The organism is Bacillus sp. HSf4, assembly GCF_029537375.1.
GTDB classification, from domain to species: Bacteria; Bacillota; Bacilli; order Bacillales; family Bacillaceae; genus Bacillus; species Bacillus sonorensis_A.
This window is the reverse complement of sequence record NZ_CP120679.1, coordinates 220,837-238,615: the sequence shown is the minus strand read 5'-3', so window position 1 is coordinate 238,615 and position 17,779 is coordinate 220,837. Positions and strand designations below refer to the sequence as shown.

Below are 17,779 nucleotides of genomic sequence, written 5' to 3'. Positions count from 1 at the left end.
CCAATCAAGGAACGATCATAAAAGCTGAGCTAATTTACCAATATCACAAAAATCTATATCCTTATTTTTCAAGTAAAATTCCTGTTTATGAGAATATTTGTTTGACTTTATAAAATAAAAAATAATCCTTAGGACTCAATATCGGCCACTTCCTTCCGGAAAAACCAATTCAATTTATCATTCCTGGCAAATTTACAGATGTGGAAAAACGCATTCCTTACAGCAGCCTATTCAAGCGGATAAAAGGACACAAACTATAAACACACGTCAACACGGAAACAGCTGGCTTTATTGGAGGATATCGCTGCTTCTTTTCATTTTCTTCATAACTCCCTCCCTCATTTGTAAATTTACCCCTATTTCCTTCTCGGGAAAAGTTGTTGAAACAAAAAAACAACTCTATAATCTTGTCCAAGAAGGAGGTGAAAGCGAATCGTGAAAAGATTGTTGGTATTTATTGCAGCGATTGCTCTCCTTTCAGGGATATCAGAGAGTGCGGAAGCAAGCGGTCAGGTGTACACAGTCGGAACCTCGTCATTAAATGTAAGAAAGGCGCCTCACATCAATGCAGCGGTTATCGGTTCCTTACCGCGCGGTTCAGCGGTTCAGGTTGAACAGAAAAAATACGGATGGGCTAAAATCCTTTATCATGGTCGTACCGGTTGGGTCGCGACAACATATTTATATGAATCATCCGCCAATGGGGCATCTGCAAAATCCTACAGCGGGCAGATCTCTGTCTCCGGCAGCTATGTGCGTATCCGGACCGGACCCGGAACCGGCTATAAAGTGATCAGAATCACAAATCAAGGCGACACTTATCAGGTGCTTGATCGACAAGGACAATGGGTACATATACAAATTGATAGTACTCAGACAGGTTGGATTGCAGGATGGCTGGTGTCGGATTCGAATCAAGCGATATCTCGAACCTCGGTTCCTAAAGCAGCTGCTACGCAAACTTCTCATAGTTTAAGAGGAAAAAATATTGTGATTGATGCGGGTCATGGCGGGATCGATCCGGGAGCGACGGGATATCATGGCTCCCATGAAAAAAATCATACACTGGCAACCGCGTTGCATCTTGCCTCCCTTCTAAAAGAAAAAGGAGCCAACGTCATTTTAACGCGTTCTTCCGATCGTTATTTGAGTCTAAACAGACGCGTTGCGATCAGCAGTTCCTATCATACGGATGCTTTTATTTCGATACACTACAACTCGTCTGCTGCCCGATTAAGCCGCGGAGTTGAAACGTATTATTACGATGGAGGCACTGATAAATCGTTAGCTGAAAAGATTGTACGAAACGTATCCAACCAAACTGGATTTCAAAATAATGGAGTTCGATTCGGTGATTTTTATGTCTTGAGGGAAAACCCGAAACTGGCGGTGTTAGTAGAGCTTGGATATCTCTCAAACCCTAGTGAGGAATCGGCTATACAGTCAGAAACCTATCAAGATAGAGCAGCCAATGGGATTATGCAAGGGTTATCTGATTACTTTAGCTCTTAAAACATAAGCGAACGTTACGAACGTATCCATTTGTTTGAATTTTCTAAATTGCATTGAAGATCGGAGGGCTTTACGGGAAACATCATGCAATCAATGATGAAATCAGGAATATACGCAAACCCTCAAAAAAAGCGGTGGGAATATTGGATTGTGGAAGAAAACAGCCCTCCAATTCTTGTGTCATGGTTAAGCTGGGGTGCTTCCCAAACCGTTTATAAAAACTGGGCATCTGCTTTGCAGCAATAAACTAGTCAAAATCTCCGAATATGAAAATAGACTTGAAGCTGATTAAGATTGGCAGGAGGCTAAAAGGTTATGAAAAAAAAGATAGCGGCAGGCTTGGCAGCCTCTGCGGCAGTTGGAACATCATTGGCAGTATCGCCGGCGGAAGCCCAGACCATCAAGGTAAAGAACGGGGATTCGCTGTGGAAGCTTTCAGTTGAATATAACACAAGCGTCTCTGCTCTGAAATCAGCCAATAATCTGTCATCATCAATCATTTATGCGGGACAAACCTTGGAGATTTCAAGCGGAAAGTCGGAAAACAGGAAAAAGCCAAGCCCGGTTTCGGAAAAGACCACATACACGGTCAAACCGGGCGATTCCCTCTGGTTGATTGCGAGTGACTACAATACGACCGTTGCGGAGCTCAAGAAGTTAAACGGTTTAAGCCGTGATATCATTTATCCTGGCCAAAAGCTTGTCGTGAATGGAAGCAAAAAATCGGCAAGATCTAGCGCGAAAACCAAATCGGCTGATTCAAATACTGTAAAAAGCTCAAGCAATACCTATAAGGTCAAACTGGGCGATTCGTTATGGAAAATTGCCAACCGTTTAAATGTGACCGTTGCCGAGATTAAAACGCTGAACAACTTGAAGTCGGATACGATTTATCCAAATCAAGTCCTAATAGTAAAAGAGACTTTTAAAGTCAGAAGCAATACGCCAACTTCAACATCCGGCAAAACGAATTCAAGCAGCAGCGCGACTTACACCGTGAAGGACGGGGATTCGTTATGGAAGATTGCAAACTTGATGAATGTGACCGTTCAAAGCATAAAAGAAGAAAATCATTTAAAGACCGATGTATTACAAATCGGACAAAAGCTGAAAATGTCCGAAGCGCCAACATCGACCTCGTCAGGGCGCAGTGCCTCATTTAAGAAGTCGAATTCTTCAGCCGTATTGGCGGGATCAAAGGTGGAACGGATGATTGCCGAAGCTGAAAAACATCTTGGCGTCCCTTACAGATGGGGAGGCAACAATCCTTCAGGCTTTGACTGCAGCGGCTTCATTTATTATGCGCTGAACAAAGTCACATCTGTCTCAAGGCTGAGCGCAGCGGGATACTGGAATATCATGGACCCGGTCAGCAAGCCCGCAAGAGGAGATTTCGTCTTCTTTTCAACATATAAACCGGGCCCTTCACATGTAGGCATTTATCTAGAAAACGGAAAGTTCATCAATGCGAACGACTCGGGAGTCAGCATCAGTGATATGAACAATTCCTATTGGAAAAAGCGTTATCTCGGCGCGAAACGCTATTCTTTCTAAAGCCCTAACCGTTTTGGGTTGGGTTTTTTTGTTTGCAGTATATTCATTGAGAAAGGAGCATAAAAAAGCAATCATTATGAAAACATTAGCTGACAAAGACCTTGTAAATGCTTATCGATCAGCCAAAAAATTGTCAGATGCTGATCCTCATTTTCTTACGCTGCTGGAAACAGAACTGAAAAGACGTTCGATTAGCATAGATTCAATAAAAGAACAAGAAAAAAGCGCTATGGCTAATCAGAAGAAATCACCCCGCTGACTCGTTTCTGTGGGGTTGGGCATCAATCGTGTCTTGAATTAGCGCTTTAACATACTGCTCCTCGTTTATTGAACTATCCTAAATGCCACTGATGTCACATCACCTCCCCCCATTTGAATTTTTAACCAACCAAGGTTTGATGAATGGCAGCACCGTTTCAGGCTGCATCGTTTTCGTGTGATCCATATCCTCTCCTTTTAAGATTTCCACATCCCACCCTAGGGATTCTAGCTCTTGTTTATTTTGTTGGATGATACCGGCAATATCGACGGTGACATTGCCGAAGTTTTCTCCATACACAATCGTGTCTTTCTCACCGGCGAACGTCAGTCTTGGAATCGTGAGCAGATGCTGAATTGCTCGATCATCAAATGACGCTAAATGCTTATACATTGTGAAAAACTGTTTCGTTTGATTTTCATCAATCTTGACCTGTACATGATCCCAATCGACTTGTTCGGGGCTTTGTTGCTCATTAGATCCAGGAGAATTTTTATGAGACAACACCTGTTCGTATGTTTTAGCGGTCACCGCCAACATTTCTTGATACGGACCATCGATAGGCGGAAAACCGCCCATGATCAAGCTTTCTAATCGGTTTGTCCGAATCGCTAGCTGCAATCCTACTAAAGCTAACCATGAGTATCCGTAATAGTGAAACTTTTTAACGTTCATTTTATCAGCAATGGCCAGCAAATCTTTGACGATGTTTTCAGGCGTAAGATTCTCCGGGTTCGGATGCTGAAGGCGGTGGCCTTCATAGTCAAAATACAACACTTGAAAAGTATCGCAGAGGCCCTCGACAAAGTGTTTTCCTAATTCAGGGTCTACTCCCCACTGCTTTAAAAGTTCAGCTTCTTGACCGTATACGGTCTCTTTGGCTGTCGGCAGCATGACAGTTTTGCCGCCGGGATTTCCAACTAAACCAACCTTGATGTCTGATTCATCGATCAGTTTTATGAATTTCTCCATTCATCTCACTCCCAACTCGTTATACTACAACCATATAACATTCATGCAATCTTTCGGTTTTGTGCTTTTTTTCCCTTAATATGATAGGATTTCATTTAAAATATGTTGCCGTAGCACTTGAAGGTTTTACTTTAAATAAGGAGTGAAGGGATGGAAACATATACACCCAAACAAATGGCCAAAAAACTCAATGTAAGCACAACCACCTTGAGAAGATATGAAGAACAGCAGCTGATTCCGAATGTACCGAGAACGAAAAGAAAACACCGTGTTTATACACCGATCCATGTTCAAGCCTTTACGGCAATTAGAGCATTGCTAAAAGGCTATGACATCCCAGTTGTTTATCAAGCCATGCGTATGATAAAGAACGGACATTTTGAAAAAGCCCTTTGGTTAGTAAACGAACAGCAATTCCATATACAGGTGGAAAAGCAAAGAGTCGAAGAAATACTCACCATGATTCAAAAAGCTGATGTTACAACATATCAACATATAAAATTAAAAGAATATATGAGTATCGGAGAAGCCGCAAAAATTGCAGGTGTCAACACTTCGGCTATTCGTCATTGGGAATATGAAGGGCTGGTTCGCTCGGAAAGAAACCAAGACAATGGTTATAGAATGTTTACGCAATCTGAATTGCGGAAGATTTTAGTTATCAGCAGCTTGAGGAAGACGATTTATTATATTGAAAACATGAAGCAGCTTTTGGATGAATTAGACAATCAAAGCTACGGCCAAATCGAACGTTCCTTTCAATTGGCACTGGAAAATCTGAATCACAAGCTGCTGCTTCAATTTATCGGAATCACGGAGTTGACAACATACATGAACTTTTATAAGAAATCGTCACCTGAAAAACACTGATATGATAAAAAGCAGGCTTTTGAACCTGCTCTTTTTCCTTTAGTCTCTATACCTTAAAACATATCTTTTATACAATTCATCATTGTAGAGAATATCTTGTCCGTGTGAAGAACTGATGAGAGCCGGCTTTATTTCATCCATCACAGCTCCGCTGTCTATGTTCTCATTCATGTCAACGCTGAATTTTCTGATGGGCGGATGTAAATCTTCTTGACTTGTAATGAAAAGGTCTCCTGCTAAAAGGATGTTGTCGATTTCATGATGATAGACAACATGCCCTGGAGAATGCCCGGGCGTTAAATAAAATTGGATGGGCAAGTGATCAAGCGCTTGCTCTGTCAGCGGTCGGACAATATTGGCCACCCCTGTTTTTTCCACTGTATGTTTATTCGGATAAGGCGCCTCTCCATTGATATACATCAATTCTTTTTGATGTGCATAAATCGGAATATTAAACTGCTCTAACCACTTTGACGCACCTCCAATATGATCTCTGTGGCCATGGGTAAGCAAAATCGCTTTTGGCGTTCCAATAGCTAATGCAGCCTGCATTTGAGCATCTGCTAACTTTTCTGTTCCTGTATCGATGATATAAACATCATCACCATCTTGAATGAACCAAATATTAATGGGAAAGTGAACAGGCTCATCAAGCACAAATCCGCATTTAAATACATGTTCTGATATTTGCATCATGTTCAAGTAAGGCCACTTCCTTTGCATTTTGATATCATTAATGTAATACAAATGAATGGATCATGTAATGACGCACATTTTTGTGACTTAAGGGGTGGATGATATGGGAAACCGTTTAAATGGTTTTGGAGTCTGCAGTACAGAAGTCAAAAAGGCTTGTCCCGTGGAGCTGACTTTACATATGATAGGCGGGAAATGGAAAGGGATTATCATCGACATCCTGTCTGATCAACCGATCAGGTTTAATGAACTGAAACGATTAATACCGGGCATCACACAAAGGATGTTGACATTACAGCTGAGGGAACTCGAAGCTGATGGGATTGTAGAGAGAAAAGTGGAGAATACTCTACCTAGGAAAGTGGAATATTCTTTAACAGAACAAGGTGAGAAGCTTTATCCGATTATTGCAGCCATGAGAATGTGGGGAAATCAATATTTGAGTAAAAATAGTTGAAGTTCGAATGATACAACTTGGCAATAAGGTAAAATCCTGTTATTTTTCAACATGTCCACGCTCCCTTTGACTTATATTCGTGAAGTGAAATATAGACAAAAACACAACATCAAAAGGTTTTGCCAAACTGGCAAAACCTGAACAATTTTTTAATCTTAACGAGATGATTACACAAGCTGATGCTTTTTCAGGAGAATCCCCTTTCCCTGCAAGAACTCATAGTACTTTGACTAATCCCGCCAAACACTACTTTATTTTCATTGCCATCATCTATAGCCTTCTTCCTTCTTCCGCAACCGCTGCAGCCGCTTTGGTTGCATGAATGGTACCAAATGGATGGTTAGGAGGAGCATAAATCGAGTATAGCTTTAACGGTATGTTGCCAGTATTGATGAGATTATGCCATGTTCCGGCTGGTATTACGATGGCAGAATCATCGTAGACGTTTCTTTTAAAGGGTAAATGATCACTGCTCTTGCCCATCTGAACAATCCCCCGGCCTTGTTCTATCCGTAAGAACTGATCAACGTTTGGATGCATTTCCAAACCGATATCTTCGCCTACATTTAGACTCATTAAAGTAACTTGTAAATTTGTTCCCGTCCATAAAGCCGTACGAAAAGTGTTATTTTGCTTCGTTGCTTCATTAATATTAATGACAAACGATTTTGACCCATAGTCCGTTAACAAAAGTCTTCCATGACCATTCGACGAGCGACAATCATCAAACTGGTTTACATTGTACGGAAATCTTCCATCGTCATAGTTTGCTCCATTCACGTAATATGGATACAGATAAGGTGCATAATACACTTTTTCATCCCCCACAGTTTTAAACATGTCATGAAATTATCCTATGCAACGGTTAAAGGAATGTACTCAGATTTATATTGACCTGTTCAAACCATCGTTTTAAAAAAGAAGAGAACTGTCCTAAATGCCAAGACAATAATCAAAATTGGCCCAAATCAACACGAGCAAAAAGAAGCCCATCCAGCACTGGGATCGGCCTTCCTTTTCCCATAACGTAATTTATAAAAAGTCCAGCCAAATTTTAACGACTGTTGCTGAAATGAAAAGAGCCAACATCCATTGCAGGAATTTTGCATTTAATTTCTGCCCCGCTTTTGCCCCTATAGGGGAAGCAATTAAACTAGCGATCATAAGAACCAGAGCAGGTAAAAAAAGCACCTGACCTGTGATTACTTTTCCAACCGCTGCGCCAATTGATGAAAGAAAGGTAATCGCAAGCGAGGAAGCAATGGTGATTCTTACAGGAAGGTTTAACACGGACAACATAACGGGAACAAGGATAAAGGCGCCTCCAGCTCCTAAAATACCTGATACTCCCCCAATGATGAAGGCTAAGGAAGAAGCCAGCCATTTATTAAATGTGACTTCTTCTCCTTCTCTATGTTCTCGTCCTTTTTTAGGCATCAAAATTAAGATAACAGCTATAAGGCCTAAGATTCCGTATATGAAATGAATTCCTTTTTCAGGTATGAGATAAGAAAAGTAACTCCCCATGATACTTCCTATCAGGATACTGCTTCCCATATAAACAATTAATGCTTGATGTAAAGCTCCACTCTTGCGATAAGCCAAAACACCGCCGATAGTGGCAAAGAAAACTTGGATAGCTCCAATCCCTGACACTTCATGGGCGGTTAGTGACATGACTCCCACTAAAGGGGGAATGTACAATAACATTGGATAGTTCACAACAGATCCTCCTATACCAACCATTCCGGAGATAAAGGAACCCATAAATCCTATGATGAAAAGTGTGATCACAAAGGCCATATCCATTCGGATTCCCTCCTTTTCAAAGGAAAAGGGCATCTTTTCATTCGATACCCTTTCACATTGATTAGCCTTTTTGAATCCAGAATTTCAGGACCCCGCCTTCTTCTACATGTTCTAAAAGGTGATGGCCGCCTGATTGAGACCAAGCCGCCAGGTCATTTTTGATTCCTTTATCTGTTGCATGCACCTCTAAAATTTGCCCCGATTCTAATTCATTCAGCGCTTTCTTTGTTCTGACGATTGGCATTGGACATGCCAGCCCTTTTGCATCTAATAATTGATCTGATTTCAAGTTCATCTCTCCTCTGTTTAGGTCTTTATCGAATCGCACAACGGTTTGGTCCGATTTCCATTTCACGCTGTTTTTCTTCATCCGGGTTGATTTTTCCCATGTTCGTTTCGCGAATCTCTTGATATGCATTTGGCTGCGGCGGCAGATTGTCTGTCACTAAGTGTCTAAATTCTGTTTCATCCTCGATATTCAAACCGTGATTCTCCGCAAACAATGCCCCTAGTTTTTTACCAACGCTTCCATCCTCATTTAACTCGTCAATGATCATAAAGTGTGCCGGCAGCACGATGAACTCATTTGATAACGCTTTGTAACGGCTGTAAAGTGTTTCTCTTAAATCACCTACCCAATCTTCTGCCATACCGGCTAAATCCGGCCTGCCGATCGAGTCAATAAACAGGATGTCGCCTGAAAGGAGATACTGATTATCGACAATGAAAGAAGTGGAGCCAATGGTATGGCCGGGAGAATAAATCGGCTGAATCGCAATTGTTGTATCCCCAATGGCGACATCATTTCCTTCTTCCAGCGGCTGATAGTCGAATACCGCTTCTTCGGCGTCTTTCGGCGGTAACCAGTAAGTTGCTTTTGTTTTTTCGGCAATCGCTCTGCCGCCAGAAATATGGTCTGCGTGAAGGTGTGTATCAAACACATGTGTAATCGTCACACCCTTCTCCTTCGCAAAATTTAAAAAGACCTCCGCCATACGTGTAGCATCGATAATCGCGGCTTCCCCATCAGATAAAACCATGTATGATAGACAGCCTTTACCGATTCGAACAAATTGATAAATCTCTCCGCCGTCTTTTAAATCGCCGACTTTTACCGGTTCTAAATGCTCGCTCCACGCCTTCATACCGCCTTTAAGATACGATACAGAAAGACCGGCTTCTGAAAGCATCTCGGACACCATCACGGATGAGCCTTCTTTGGCGCAGACGACAAGTACTTCTTTATTCGAAGGAATGATATCCAAGATATCTTCCACGCCATCTAAAAGGTCGAAATAAGGAATATTCAAATGCTCAACATGATGCCCTTCAATCTTCCAATCGCTAAAATCATTTTCATTACGCACATCAAGGATGAATAACGGTTCTTTATTCAAGATTTTTTGTGTCACTTCTTTTGCGGTAAGTGCCTGTACGGTCATGTTTAAATACCTCCTTTTTCTGTTTTACCTGTCCAGTCACGCATACCTGGGACAACGTTAATTAACTTTTTAAAGCCTTGTTTTTTCATCGTTTGTGCTGCCATTTCACTTCTTCTTCCCGAATGGCAAATGATATACATTTCATCATCTTTGTTTAACTCATGAGAGCGCTGTTCCACTTCACCAAGAGGAATATGCGCTGCACCGGGGATATGAGCTTCTTCATACTCCTCCGCCTCCCGAACATCTAAGATGTTAAGAGGCTCAGCACTTTCGACTTTCTGTTTGAAAGCTTCTAATGAAATCTCCGGAACCGAAGATCCGCTTTTTGGCGAACGCTCTCCTCCTTTACGAAGAAAGTGACGAAGGACGTCTCCCTCTGTTTCAGTACCTAGATACTCATGACCTGAGCTTCTCGCCCATGCTTTTAGATCGGCGGTAAAGCCTTTATCCGTTGCTTGAATTTCTAATACGTCACCAGCCTCTAAATCCTTCATTTTCTTCTTCGTTTTGACGATAGGCATTGGACAGGCTAGGCCTGTGGCATTTAATACAACATTTGCTTGGATCATTTTATTTCCTCCTCATACTTTTATAGGGGCGGGGGTATATGACCGGTCAAAAAAATATCTTTTTCCGTCTAATGCCATGCATTCATACCGCCTTTTATATTTGTGACATGTTTAAACCCTTGTTTCTTCAATACCTTACTCGCCTTCATGCTTCTCATGCCACTTTGACAAATAACCAATACTTCCCGATCTTTCGAAAGTTGACTAGTTTGTTGAGGCAATATGGACAAGGGAATATTTTGAAATCCTTTAATATGCCTTGTACGAAACTCACCAGGTGTTCGAACATCTACAAACTGCTTCCCTTTATTTTTCAGCTCTGATTTTAATTCTGTCGTTGTGATTTGTTTCACACCTTTTACTGGTGAAAAATTCCGAATCACGATCCATAGTAAAAACAAAATAAGCAAGGTATAGATGATGACTCCGCTATCCATCGGATTGAATCCACCCCTCTTCAATTAAATAAATAAGTTGACATGACCGTCTTCAGCGTCTGCTAAATATGCAGCTACACCTGCGTATTCGATATCATCTAATAATTCTTTTTCCTGCAAACCAAGCAGATCCATTGTCATCGTACAAGCTACGAGCTTTACATCCTGTTCTTGAGCCATCTCAATTAACTGGGGCAATGTCATTGCGTTATGCTTTTTCATAACATTTTTCATCATTTTAGGACCCATACCTGCAAAGTTCATTTTAGATAAACCCATCTTATCAGCACCGCGAGGCATCATTTTCCCAAACATGTTTTCAAGAAATCCTTTTTTCACAGGAACCAGCTCTTCTTGACGTAAAGCGTTCAATCCCCAAAACGTATGGAAGATGGTCACTTCATGATCATAGGCGGCCGCTCCATTTGCAATAATATAAGCAGCCATCGCTTTATCATAATCCCCGCTAAATAAAACAATTGTTGTGCGTTTTGTTTGTTCTGTCATGCTTCTCCTCCTATCTCTAATTACCCTACGGGGTATATTTGATTCAAAAAATATATGCATATACCGGTACGGGTATTTTATAACGCTTATAAAAATCCGTCAACCATATAGGCTGATGAATTTTTTTATCGACTCTTTACCAATAACTCAACAGCCTCTTTGACTAAGTTTTCTGTATCCTCTCCTTTTGTCAGGCTTTCACGAACACAGTGTTCAAGGTTGGTGCTGACAATCACACCCAACGCACGGTCGATGGCATTTCGTGATGCTGCCAATTGGGTCACAACATCTCGACAATCTTTTTCTTGTTCCATCATCGTCAACACACCTTTAATTTGTCCTTCTATCCGGCGCAGACGGTTTTTAATCTGTTGATTATACTCCATATCGCAGAAATCCTTTCTTTGATTGATTTATACATTTGCATTTTGCCACCTCATAACTATGCACATGAATACCTTTGCGTTTTAAAAAACGCACTCCTAAATTTAATTCTACCCTATCCCCAGCAATTATGTGTATCTTATCTTGTGGAATATCTAAATAATAACGTTTTAAATACGCATAGGGAATGTGTAAAAGTGCAGCATCAGAGTAGTTGGATGTATCATGATAATGACGAATATCCAAGATCGTCATGTCCAAGCTCTTTAATTCATCCCTGTTGATACAAGCAATTCCTTTAACAGGATCATAACGTCTATACGCATCAAAGATGATCATGAACGGGAGCGGGATCAGCAAATAACTCATTTAACACACCACCTTATGAACGAATTTTTGTTCACGAACATGATATACCCTAATGGGTATTGTGGTCAAGTGTGAAGGTTTTTCCTTTTGAATAGATACAAGAACAGATTGATCGGTGAGAAGTCGCCATACCTGCTTTAGCCCATTTAACTGGTACTGATTTTTTAAAAGGTTCCTGCGAGTTCATTTATGCATTCATGGTATTTTTTTATCCAAGTGTGGTAAATTAAAACAATGAAAGAAGGTGACCCCATGCCAACGAACAGACTGATCGATGAGAAGTCCCCATACCTGCTCCAACACGCCCACAACCCCGTTGACTGGTATCCTTGGGGTGAAGAAGCATTTGAAAAAGCGAAGCGCGAGAACAAACCGGTTCTTGTGAGCATCGGCTATTCGACTTGTCATTGGTGCCACGTCATGGCCCACGAAAGCTTCGAAGACGAAGAAGTCGCGAAGCTCTTGAATGAGAAGTTTATCTCCATTAAAGTCGATCGCGAGGAGCGGCCTGATGTCGATTCGATTTATATGACGATCTGCCAGATGATGACGGGGCAGGGCGGCTGGCCGTTGAATGTTTTTTTGACGCCTGAGCAGAAGCCGTTTTATGCCGGTACATATTTTCCGAAGACAAGCCGTTTTAACCGACCGGGGTTTGTCGAAGTATTGAAGCAGCTTTCTGATACGTTTGCGAAAAACCGCGATCATGTGGAAGACATCGCCGAAAAGGCGGCCAACAATTTAAGAATCAAAGCGAAAAGCGAAGGCGGCGAGTCACTTGGCGAGGATATTCTCATGCGCACGTATCAACAGATGATCAACAGCTTTGATGCGGCGTTCGGCGGCTTTGGCAGCGCGCCGAAGTTTCCGATTCCCCATATGCTGTCCTTTCTGCTTCGCTACCACCAATACAGCGGGGAAGAAAACGCCTTGTACAGCGTCACGAAAACGCTTGACAGCATGGCGGACGGAGGCATCTACGACCATATCGGCTACGGGTTCGCCCGCTATTCGACCGACAACGAATGGCTCGTCCCCCACTTTGAAAAAATGCTCTATGACAATGCATTGTTGCTCATCGCCTATACAGAGGCCTATCAATTGACGAAAAACGAACGGTACCGCCGAATTTCCGAAGAGATCATCACCTTTGTCCAAAGGGAAATGACCGATGACAAAGGCGCTTTTTATTCAGCGCTTGATGCCGACACGGAAGGTGTAGAAGGCAAGTATTATGTATGGTCAAAAGACGAAATCCTGGAAGCGCTCGGAGACGACCTCGGCCGCTTGTACTGTGCCGTCTACAATATCACACCCGAAGGCAACTTTGAGGGGCACAATATTCCGAACTTGATTTATACGAGATGGGCAGATGTGAAGGCCGAGTTCTCCATAACAGATGCAGCGCTTCAAGAAAAGCTTGAAGAAGCGCGAAACAAACTGTTTGAAAAACGGCAGACCCGGACATACCCGCATGTTGACGATAAAGTGCTGACATCCTGGAACGCCTTGATGATCGCCGGCCTCGCCAAAGCGGCGAAGGTGTACGAGATGCCGGAATACCTTGATATGGCGCGGACCGCCGCTTCTTTTATCGAAGGCGAGCTGATCAAAGACGGACGGGTGATGGTGCGCTATCGCGACGGTGAAGTTAAACATAAAGGTTTCATCGACGACTACGCGTTTTTGCTGTGGGCATATCTCGAATTGTATGAAGCATCATTCGATTTGAATGAATTGCGGAAGGCAAAAGAACTGGCCGAAGACATGACCGGGCTGTTTTGGGATGAAGAGAATGGCGGCTTTTATTTCACCGGAAGCGACGCCGAAGCGTTAATCGTCCGGGATAAAGAAGTATACGACGGCGCCCTCCCTTCCGGAAACGGCGTCGCGGCCGTACAGCTGCTGCGGCTCGGACGGCTGACGGGCGATTTGTCACTAATCGACCAGGTTACGAAAATGTTTTCTGCATTTTATGGTGACATCTCATCCTACCCGAGCGGCCATACAAACTTTCTCCAAAGCCTGTTAAGCCATGTGATGCCGCAAAAAGAAATTGTCGTGCTTGGAAAACAAGATGACCCGGCACGGCAAAAAATCATCACGGCGTTGCAGCAGGCCTTTCAGCCGAACTACGCCATCCTGGCCGCGGAATCGCCGGATGATTTTAAAGGCGTTGCCGAATTCGCGGCAGAATACAAAGCTGTCGACGGCCAAACAACGGTTTATATTTGCGAAAACTTCGCCTGCCAGCAGCCGACGACTGATATAGGCGAAGCGCTGAACCGGCTCCTTTCCGTTTAAGAGACGGTGATCATGGGAATAGCATTTAAAAACCAGAAAGGGGTTTTGTATGCATGAAGCAAAAAAACGTCATGTCACGTCTCGCAGTTCCAACCGTTATCGCCGGAGTCACCGTGTATATGTTGAAGGATCAGGCCAATCGCCAAAAGCTGAAAGCGTACATCGAAAACGCAAAAGAAAAAATCCCTTATTTCTCGGGTAAACAAGAAAAAACCTCATTCCCGGTCGAGAAAGCAGGAAACCCGTCTCCGCAGGATATTGAGGACAATAAGATGGTTTCGGAAGGATCGATGTATCCGGTCCATTATTATGATCAAAAGAAAAAATAAGCATAAAAGGACTGCCGTATCACCACGGCAGTCCTTTTAGATTGTTGACAAAATCCTTAAACGGTTTAAAGTTTTAGGATTTTGTCTTCCCTTCAGCGTGATTGAAAACCCTTGCAGTCTAGGAAGGCCGAGCATCGGAGCGGAGCGAATGTTGTAATTCGTGAGCACCGAAGCGCAGGCCTGACAACGGATGCGAGGGTTTGTCGACACGCTGAAAGGACTGCCGTATCCCGACGGCAGTCCTTTTGCTATATCTTATTCTCATAACAATAATGATTCACCAGCTCTTCGATCAAATCATGCTCCGGAAATTCCCCGCGAAAATCAAACGGAATCTCCTCGACAAACTCCCCGCGCCGGTACACGTGAATCGCTCCGTTTTGCCTTGTGACACTGTACTCCGGTTCAAATGTATAGCCGTTCCTTTCGATCGCTCCCATCTATTCGGCCCGCCTTTCAAAACAGCAGTTCATACACTTCATTTAGTTCTTGCGTCCGTTTGTGATCCTGTTCATTCAGCGCATATGTGATCTCATGTTCGAGCACTTTATTCAGAAAAGCCATTTCGCGCTCATCCAAGTGTCTGACGAATTCTTCCTCATTCGCGTATTGCTGGGAGGCGATTTTTCTGTAAATGCTCTGTCCTGTGTCATGCTCAAGATGATTGGACAGCGATTCCCGGAGGTAGCCTAATGTGGTATCCATGATTCAATCTCCTTTTTTCCTTTAGGTTGGGTGAATTCGTGATGATTCATGCATGAGCGGCGCAAATTTTCAATAAGAAAAAGGCGATACACCATGATGCTGTGCAGATAAAAACTTTCTCCTTCCCATATGGTAAGCGCCTAAAGCCAAGAAGACTGAAAACGCGGCAATGAGAAAGATGACCTTTCCTCCGTACAAGCCAAGAATCATCCCACCCAGCCACGGCCCTAAAAACTCGCCGATGTTGTACACATTTTGCATGCCGTAGTAAGCGCCCTTCATATGATCTGGAGCCAGCTCATCCAAAAGGACATTCATTGAAGGGAAACATAAAATTTCGCCGATTGTCAGGACAAACATCGAAAACATGAAAAAAATCAAGCCATTTGCGACAGAAAATCCGATATACCCCAAAATGCAAAAAACGGTTCCTATTGATATCGTGGTTAAGGATTTGTACTTTTCAAACAAACGGGTGAGCGGAACTTGTAAAAGGATGACGGTAACCGCGTTTAAGGTGATTAAAGCCGAAAAGATGTTAACCCCGTTTGCAATGTCGTGATTCAAATACTGCAGCAAAGTGCTTTCCATTTGCGAGTAGCTGAACAACAAAAGGATGCCACCGGCTATGTAAAAGCGAAGTGCCTTGTCCTGCTTTAACGTTTTCACAACGGAACTTGCCCGAACTGGCTTCGGAGCGGTTTTTGTCTCTTCCACCGTGATGTGCCGCATCATTACGCTCAAAAATGCAGCATAGCCAAAATAGACAAGACCTGTGATGATAAACGGAGCTCCTGTTTTGGCAAAACCGAAATAAGTTCCCAATAAAGGGCCGACTGCGGCTCCGATATTGATGGCCAAATACCGCAAAGAGAAGATGCGGAATCTCATTTCCCGTTCCGATAACTCGGCCATCAAAGCCTTAGATACAGGTTCAAAACACGAATGGCACAGCCCGCTTAACATGTTTAACAATAAAAACCACATGAAATCATGGACAAGCCCGAAAAAAATAAACACAAAGCTCCAGATGAAAATCGCTGAAAGCATCACCTTTTTTCTGCCGACTCTATCTGAAAGCGCTCCTCCGACTACCCCTCCTACAGTGCTTGAAAAATAGCCTAAACCGATCACAAGCCCGATGGCTGCAAAATCAGCTCCCGTTTTCATATGCAGATAGAGCGCCAAAAACGGCGTTGTCATCGACTTAGCCGCCTTCGTGACAAGCGTGCCTATCAGCAAAAACCGGATCAGCGGATGAAGGCGGCTGAATGCTTTAAATTGTGTAAACATCAGAAGCTTTTCCCCATACGGTATGATCTTGAAACCACATTGCAAGCCGGTCAATGCTGCCGCTCAATTCAGCTTCTGTGCGCCCGGTAACCAGGCAGCTTGCAATCGCATCTACACTGGAGGATGAGCCGTGAAACCTGTCCCCGGGTTGAGCGGAAATGTGTTGTTTTGCTAACCAGCCGGCTGACGGAGCAGCCTTAATTTCTTTCAGCACGCCGTCTTTTGGAGGAATCAACAGCCAGCCGCTTAAATGACGCGGACCGTTGTTCATCTCGGGAATATGAAAGTCCAGGCCGCATTGCGCTTTGACACACACTTCATTGATATCAAAGCCGAAAGTTTGCGCAGTTGCTTCACGCACCATAGCGCCGCCTGTCCTGCTGGCCACTTCGCAGAACACCAACTCATCGTCCGGTGTGTGAAATACTTCAGCATGAAATGTTGTCGTCTCGGGAACAGGCAGGGCATCAAGCACTTTTTGAACAAAATCAGTCAACCGGCGGGTGAGCGGATTTTTCCGTTCAAGCTGGAGGCTGCCTAAAAACTGTTGCTCTTGAAACGCCAGACACCCGTTGATATAACGGGACGGCCAGCTCAGGATAGTCTCTCCTCCTAAAATGAGGCCGTCTATATGATACATATCTCCTTCGATAAACACCTCAACCTCCAGATGATCGGGAAGACCTTTCGCAAGAAAATCCCACATGTCCTGCCGGTTCCTCAAAACGGTTGTATCAACAGATCCTGAGCCGTAGACAGGCTTTACGATCACAGGAAAACCGAACGTTTGAACAAACATAGATAAGTCGGCGGCCGAGTCGATTTTCTTAAAATCAGGAACCCTTACACCCGCTTTTTTAACATGCTCTTTCATCAACACTTTGTTGCGGAACAGCCGGGCGCTTTCATAAGACTGCCCTTTTATCCCCAAAAGCGATCTCAGCTTCCCCGCTCTCAACATATCAAATTCCGATGAGGCAATAATCGTTTTAAAGTGATACGTTTCATTCAGCTCCAAAGCGCGCATTTCGATACACCCATTCACCGGATAATCGTCAAACGCTTCGATCACATCATAATTTCGGCATTCATTCACACGGTCTGCTGAAGTCAGCATCACCACCGGTCCGTCTAGTTCCTCCAGCCATACATCATACGGAGATTTGCCATAAGCGGTTTTATTCAGAATAAGCGTACTGATAACAGGTTCTCCTTTCTTGTAAAAGACGTTTTTCAATTTTATAATAATGAAAGTATTTAGATAACTCTAATATATCTTTATTAGATATTCATAAATCTTATTTATGA

21 protein-coding genes and 1 pseudogene are annotated in these 17,779 nt (G+C 43.2%); 7 read left to right on the top strand and 15 right to left on the bottom strand.

Annotated elements, in window-relative coordinates; genetic code table 11:
• Positions 1-435 precede the first annotated feature (435 nt).
• From P3X63_RS01340 to sda, 3 genes are all read left to right on the top strand, one after another.
• Positions 436-1,512 (top strand): N-acetylmuramoyl-L-alanine amidase family protein, encoded by a 1,077-nt coding sequence (locus P3X63_RS01340; protein ID WP_277692341.1) that lies wholly within the window; start codon positions 436-438, stop codon positions 1,510-1,512.
• A gap of 315 nt (positions 1,513-1,827) precedes the next feature.
• Positions 1,828-3,066 carry a C40 family peptidase gene (locus tag P3X63_RS01335; RefSeq protein WP_026585667.1) on the top strand — a complete coding sequence of 413 codons (1,239 nt, stop codon included), beginning with the start codon at positions 1,828-1,830 and terminating at the stop codon, positions 3,064-3,066.
• Positions 3,067-3,094: 28 nt separating this feature from the next.
• The gene (gene sda / locus P3X63_RS01330; RefSeq protein WP_026585666.1) at positions 3,095-3,325 is read left to right on the top strand and encodes a sporulation histidine kinase inhibitor Sda; all 231 of its coding nucleotides are present in this window, start codon (positions 3,095-3,097) and stop codon (positions 3,323-3,325) included.
• Between the two features lie 99 nt (positions 3,326-3,424).
• On the opposite strand, the gene P3X63_RS01325 is transcribed toward sda, so the two are convergent.
• A complete protein-coding gene (locus tag P3X63_RS01325; RefSeq protein WP_077735817.1) occupies positions 3,425-4,297 on the bottom strand; it encodes an alpha/beta fold hydrolase in 873 nt (290 codons plus the stop codon).
• Positions 4,298-4,447: 150 nt separating this feature from the next.
• On the opposite strand from P3X63_RS01325, the gene P3X63_RS01320 reads away from it, so the two are divergent.
• Entirely contained in the window at positions 4,448-5,167 is a 720-nt protein-coding gene (locus tag P3X63_RS01320) for a MerR family transcriptional regulator (RefSeq protein ID WP_026585664.1), read from the top strand.
• Positions 5,168-5,206: 39 nt separating this feature from the next.
• Here P3X63_RS01320 and P3X63_RS01315 read toward each other — a convergent pair whose 3' ends face one another.
• Positions 5,207-5,869, bottom strand: a complete 663-nt coding sequence (locus tag P3X63_RS01315; protein WP_026585663.1) for an MBL fold metallo-hydrolase — start codon at positions 5,867-5,869, stop codon at positions 5,207-5,209.
• Positions 5,870-5,966: 97 nt separating this feature from the next.
• Between P3X63_RS01315 and P3X63_RS01310 the strand changes: the two genes are divergently transcribed.
• A complete protein-coding gene (locus P3X63_RS01310) occupies positions 5,967-6,320 on the top strand; it encodes a winged helix-turn-helix transcriptional regulator (protein ID WP_277692340.1) in 354 nt (117 codons plus the stop codon).
• Positions 6,321-6,590: 270 nt separating this feature from the next.
• Here P3X63_RS01310 and P3X63_RS01305 read toward each other — a convergent pair whose 3' ends face one another.
• The 9 genes and pseudogenes from P3X63_RS01305 to P3X63_RS01265 form a co-directional block, all read right to left on the bottom strand.
• The gene (locus P3X63_RS01305) at positions 6,591-7,133 is read right to left on the bottom strand and encodes a cupin domain-containing protein (protein WP_026585661.1); all 543 of its coding nucleotides are present in this window, start codon (positions 7,131-7,133) and stop codon (positions 6,591-6,593) included.
• 219 nt (positions 7,134-7,352) lie between these two features.
• A complete protein-coding gene (locus P3X63_RS01300; RefSeq protein ID WP_277692338.1) occupies positions 7,353-8,129 on the bottom strand; it encodes a sulfite exporter TauE/SafE family protein in 777 nt (258 codons plus the stop codon).
• 61 nt (positions 8,130-8,190) lie between these two features.
• Positions 8,191-8,418: a sulfurtransferase TusA family protein gene (locus tag P3X63_RS01295; RefSeq protein ID WP_277692336.1), complete on the bottom strand. Its 228-nt coding sequence runs from the start codon at positions 8,416-8,418 to the stop codon at positions 8,191-8,193.
• Positions 8,419-8,443: 25 nt separating this feature from the next.
• Positions 8,444-9,611 (bottom strand): annotated as a pseudogene (locus P3X63_RS01290) (MBL fold metallo-hydrolase).
• Complete coding sequence (locus tag P3X63_RS01285; protein WP_277692334.1) at positions 9,574-10,143, bottom strand: sulfurtransferase TusA family protein; 570 nt, start codon at positions 10,141-10,143, stop codon at positions 9,574-9,576. The pseudogene P3X63_RS01290 and the gene P3X63_RS01285 overlap by 38 nt, the downstream one beginning before the upstream one ends.
• A gap of 68 nt (positions 10,144-10,211) precedes the next feature.
• Positions 10,212-10,580, bottom strand: coding sequence for a rhodanese-like domain-containing protein (locus P3X63_RS01280; protein WP_026585657.1), 369 nt, complete (start codon positions 10,578-10,580; stop codon positions 10,212-10,214).
• Positions 10,581-10,604: 24 nt separating this feature from the next.
• A complete protein-coding gene (locus tag P3X63_RS01275; protein WP_277692331.1) occupies positions 10,605-11,087 on the bottom strand; it encodes a DsrE/DsrF/DrsH-like family protein in 483 nt (160 codons plus the stop codon).
• Between the two features lie 125 nt (positions 11,088-11,212).
• On the bottom strand, positions 11,213-11,473 hold the full coding sequence (locus P3X63_RS01270; protein WP_026585655.1) for a metal-sensitive transcriptional regulator: 261 nt from the start codon (positions 11,471-11,473) through the stop codon (positions 11,213-11,215).
• Positions 11,463-11,810: a sulfurtransferase gene (locus P3X63_RS01265; RefSeq protein ID WP_077735869.1), complete on the bottom strand. Its 348-nt coding sequence runs from the start codon at positions 11,808-11,810 to the stop codon at positions 11,463-11,465. The genes P3X63_RS01270 and P3X63_RS01265 overlap by 11 nt, the downstream gene beginning before the upstream one ends.
• 282 nt (positions 11,811-12,092) lie before the next feature.
• On the opposite strand from P3X63_RS01265, the gene P3X63_RS01260 reads away from it, so the two are divergent.
• Both P3X63_RS01260 and P3X63_RS01255 read left to right on the top strand, forming a co-directional pair.
• On the top strand, positions 12,093-14,144 hold the full coding sequence (locus tag P3X63_RS01260; RefSeq protein ID WP_277692329.1) for a thioredoxin domain-containing protein: 2,052 nt from the start codon (positions 12,093-12,095) through the stop codon (positions 14,142-14,144).
• A 53-nt stretch (positions 14,145-14,197) separates the two neighbouring features.
• Entirely contained in the window at positions 14,198-14,473 is a 276-nt protein-coding gene (locus tag P3X63_RS01255) for a hypothetical protein (protein WP_277692327.1), read from the top strand.
• A gap of 248 nt (positions 14,474-14,721) precedes the next feature.
• On the opposite strand, the gene P3X63_RS01250 is transcribed toward P3X63_RS01255, so the two are convergent.
• The 4 genes from P3X63_RS01250 to P3X63_RS01235 form a co-directional block, all read right to left on the bottom strand.
• Entirely contained in the window at positions 14,722-14,913 is a 192-nt protein-coding gene (locus P3X63_RS01250; RefSeq protein WP_026585649.1) for a YbxH family protein, read from the bottom strand.
• Positions 14,914-14,929: 16 nt separating this feature from the next.
• Positions 14,930-15,178, bottom strand: coding sequence for a sigma-G-dependent sporulation-specific acid-soluble spore protein CsgA (locus tag P3X63_RS01245; protein ID WP_077735831.1), 249 nt, complete (start codon positions 15,176-15,178; stop codon positions 14,930-14,932).
• Positions 15,179-15,247: 69 nt separating this feature from the next.
• Positions 15,248-16,471, bottom strand: coding sequence for an MDR family MFS transporter (locus P3X63_RS01240; protein WP_026585647.1), 1,224 nt, complete (start codon positions 16,469-16,471; stop codon positions 15,248-15,250).
• On the bottom strand, positions 16,455-17,588 hold the full coding sequence (locus P3X63_RS01235; RefSeq protein ID WP_256860251.1) for an ATP-grasp domain-containing protein: 1,134 nt from the start codon (positions 17,586-17,588) through the stop codon (positions 16,455-16,457). The genes P3X63_RS01240 and P3X63_RS01235 overlap by 17 nt, the downstream gene beginning before the upstream one ends.
• Positions 17,589-17,779: the final 191 nt, after the last annotated feature.

Bases quoted from the DNA above. Each gene is read 5' to 3' on its own strand.
- P3X63_RS01285 (WP_277692334.1), bottom strand. From the start codon at position 10,143: ATGATCCAAGCAAATGTTGTATTAAATGCCACAGGCCTAGCCTGTCCA.
- P3X63_RS01280 (WP_026585657.1), bottom strand. From the start codon at position 10,580: ATGGATAGCGGAGTCATCATCTATACCTTGCTTATTTTGTTTTTACTA.
- P3X63_RS01255 (WP_277692327.1), top strand. From the start codon at position 14,198: ATGAAGCAAAAAAACGTCATGTCACGTCTCGCAGTTCCAACCGTTATC.
- P3X63_RS01240 (WP_026585647.1), bottom strand. From the start codon at position 16,471: ATGTTTACACAATTTAAAGCATTCAGCCGCCTTCATCCGCTGATCCGG.
- P3X63_RS01270 (WP_026585655.1), bottom strand. From the start codon at position 11,473: ATGGAGTATAATCAACAGATTAAAAACCGTCTGCGCCGGATAGAAGGA.
- P3X63_RS01310 (WP_277692340.1), top strand. From the start codon at position 5,967: ATGGGAAACCGTTTAAATGGTTTTGGAGTCTGCAGTACAGAAGTCAAA.
- P3X63_RS01320 (WP_026585664.1), top strand. From the start codon at position 4,448: ATGGAAACATATACACCCAAACAAATGGCCAAAAAACTCAATGTAAGC.
- P3X63_RS01275 (WP_277692331.1), bottom strand. From the start codon at position 11,087: ATGACAGAACAAACAAAACGCACAACAATTGTTTTATTTAGCGGGGAT.
- P3X63_RS01335 (WP_026585667.1), top strand. From the start codon at position 1,828: ATGAAAAAAAAGATAGCGGCAGGCTTGGCAGCCTCTGCGGCAGTTGGA.
- P3X63_RS01325 (WP_077735817.1), bottom strand. From the start codon at position 4,297: ATGGAGAAATTCATAAAACTGATCGATGAATCAGACATCAAGGTTGGT.
- P3X63_RS01265 (WP_077735869.1), bottom strand. From the start codon at position 11,810: ATGATCATCTTTGATGCGTATAGACGTTATGATCCTGTTAAAGGAATT.
- P3X63_RS01250 (WP_026585649.1), bottom strand. From the start codon at position 14,913: ATGGGAGCGATCGAAAGGAACGGCTATACATTTGAACCGGAGTACAGT.
- P3X63_RS01235 (WP_256860251.1), bottom strand. From the start codon at position 17,588: ATGCTGACTTCAGCAGACCGTGTGAATGAATGCCGAAATTATGATGTG.
- P3X63_RS01300 (WP_277692338.1), bottom strand. From the start codon at position 8,129: ATGGATATGGCCTTTGTGATCACACTTTTCATCATAGGATTTATGGGT.
- P3X63_RS01260 (WP_277692329.1), top strand. From the start codon at position 12,093: ATGCCAACGAACAGACTGATCGATGAGAAGTCCCCATACCTGCTCCAA.
- P3X63_RS01245 (WP_077735831.1), bottom strand. From the start codon at position 15,178: ATGGATACCACATTAGGCTACCTCCGGGAATCGCTGTCCAATCATCTT.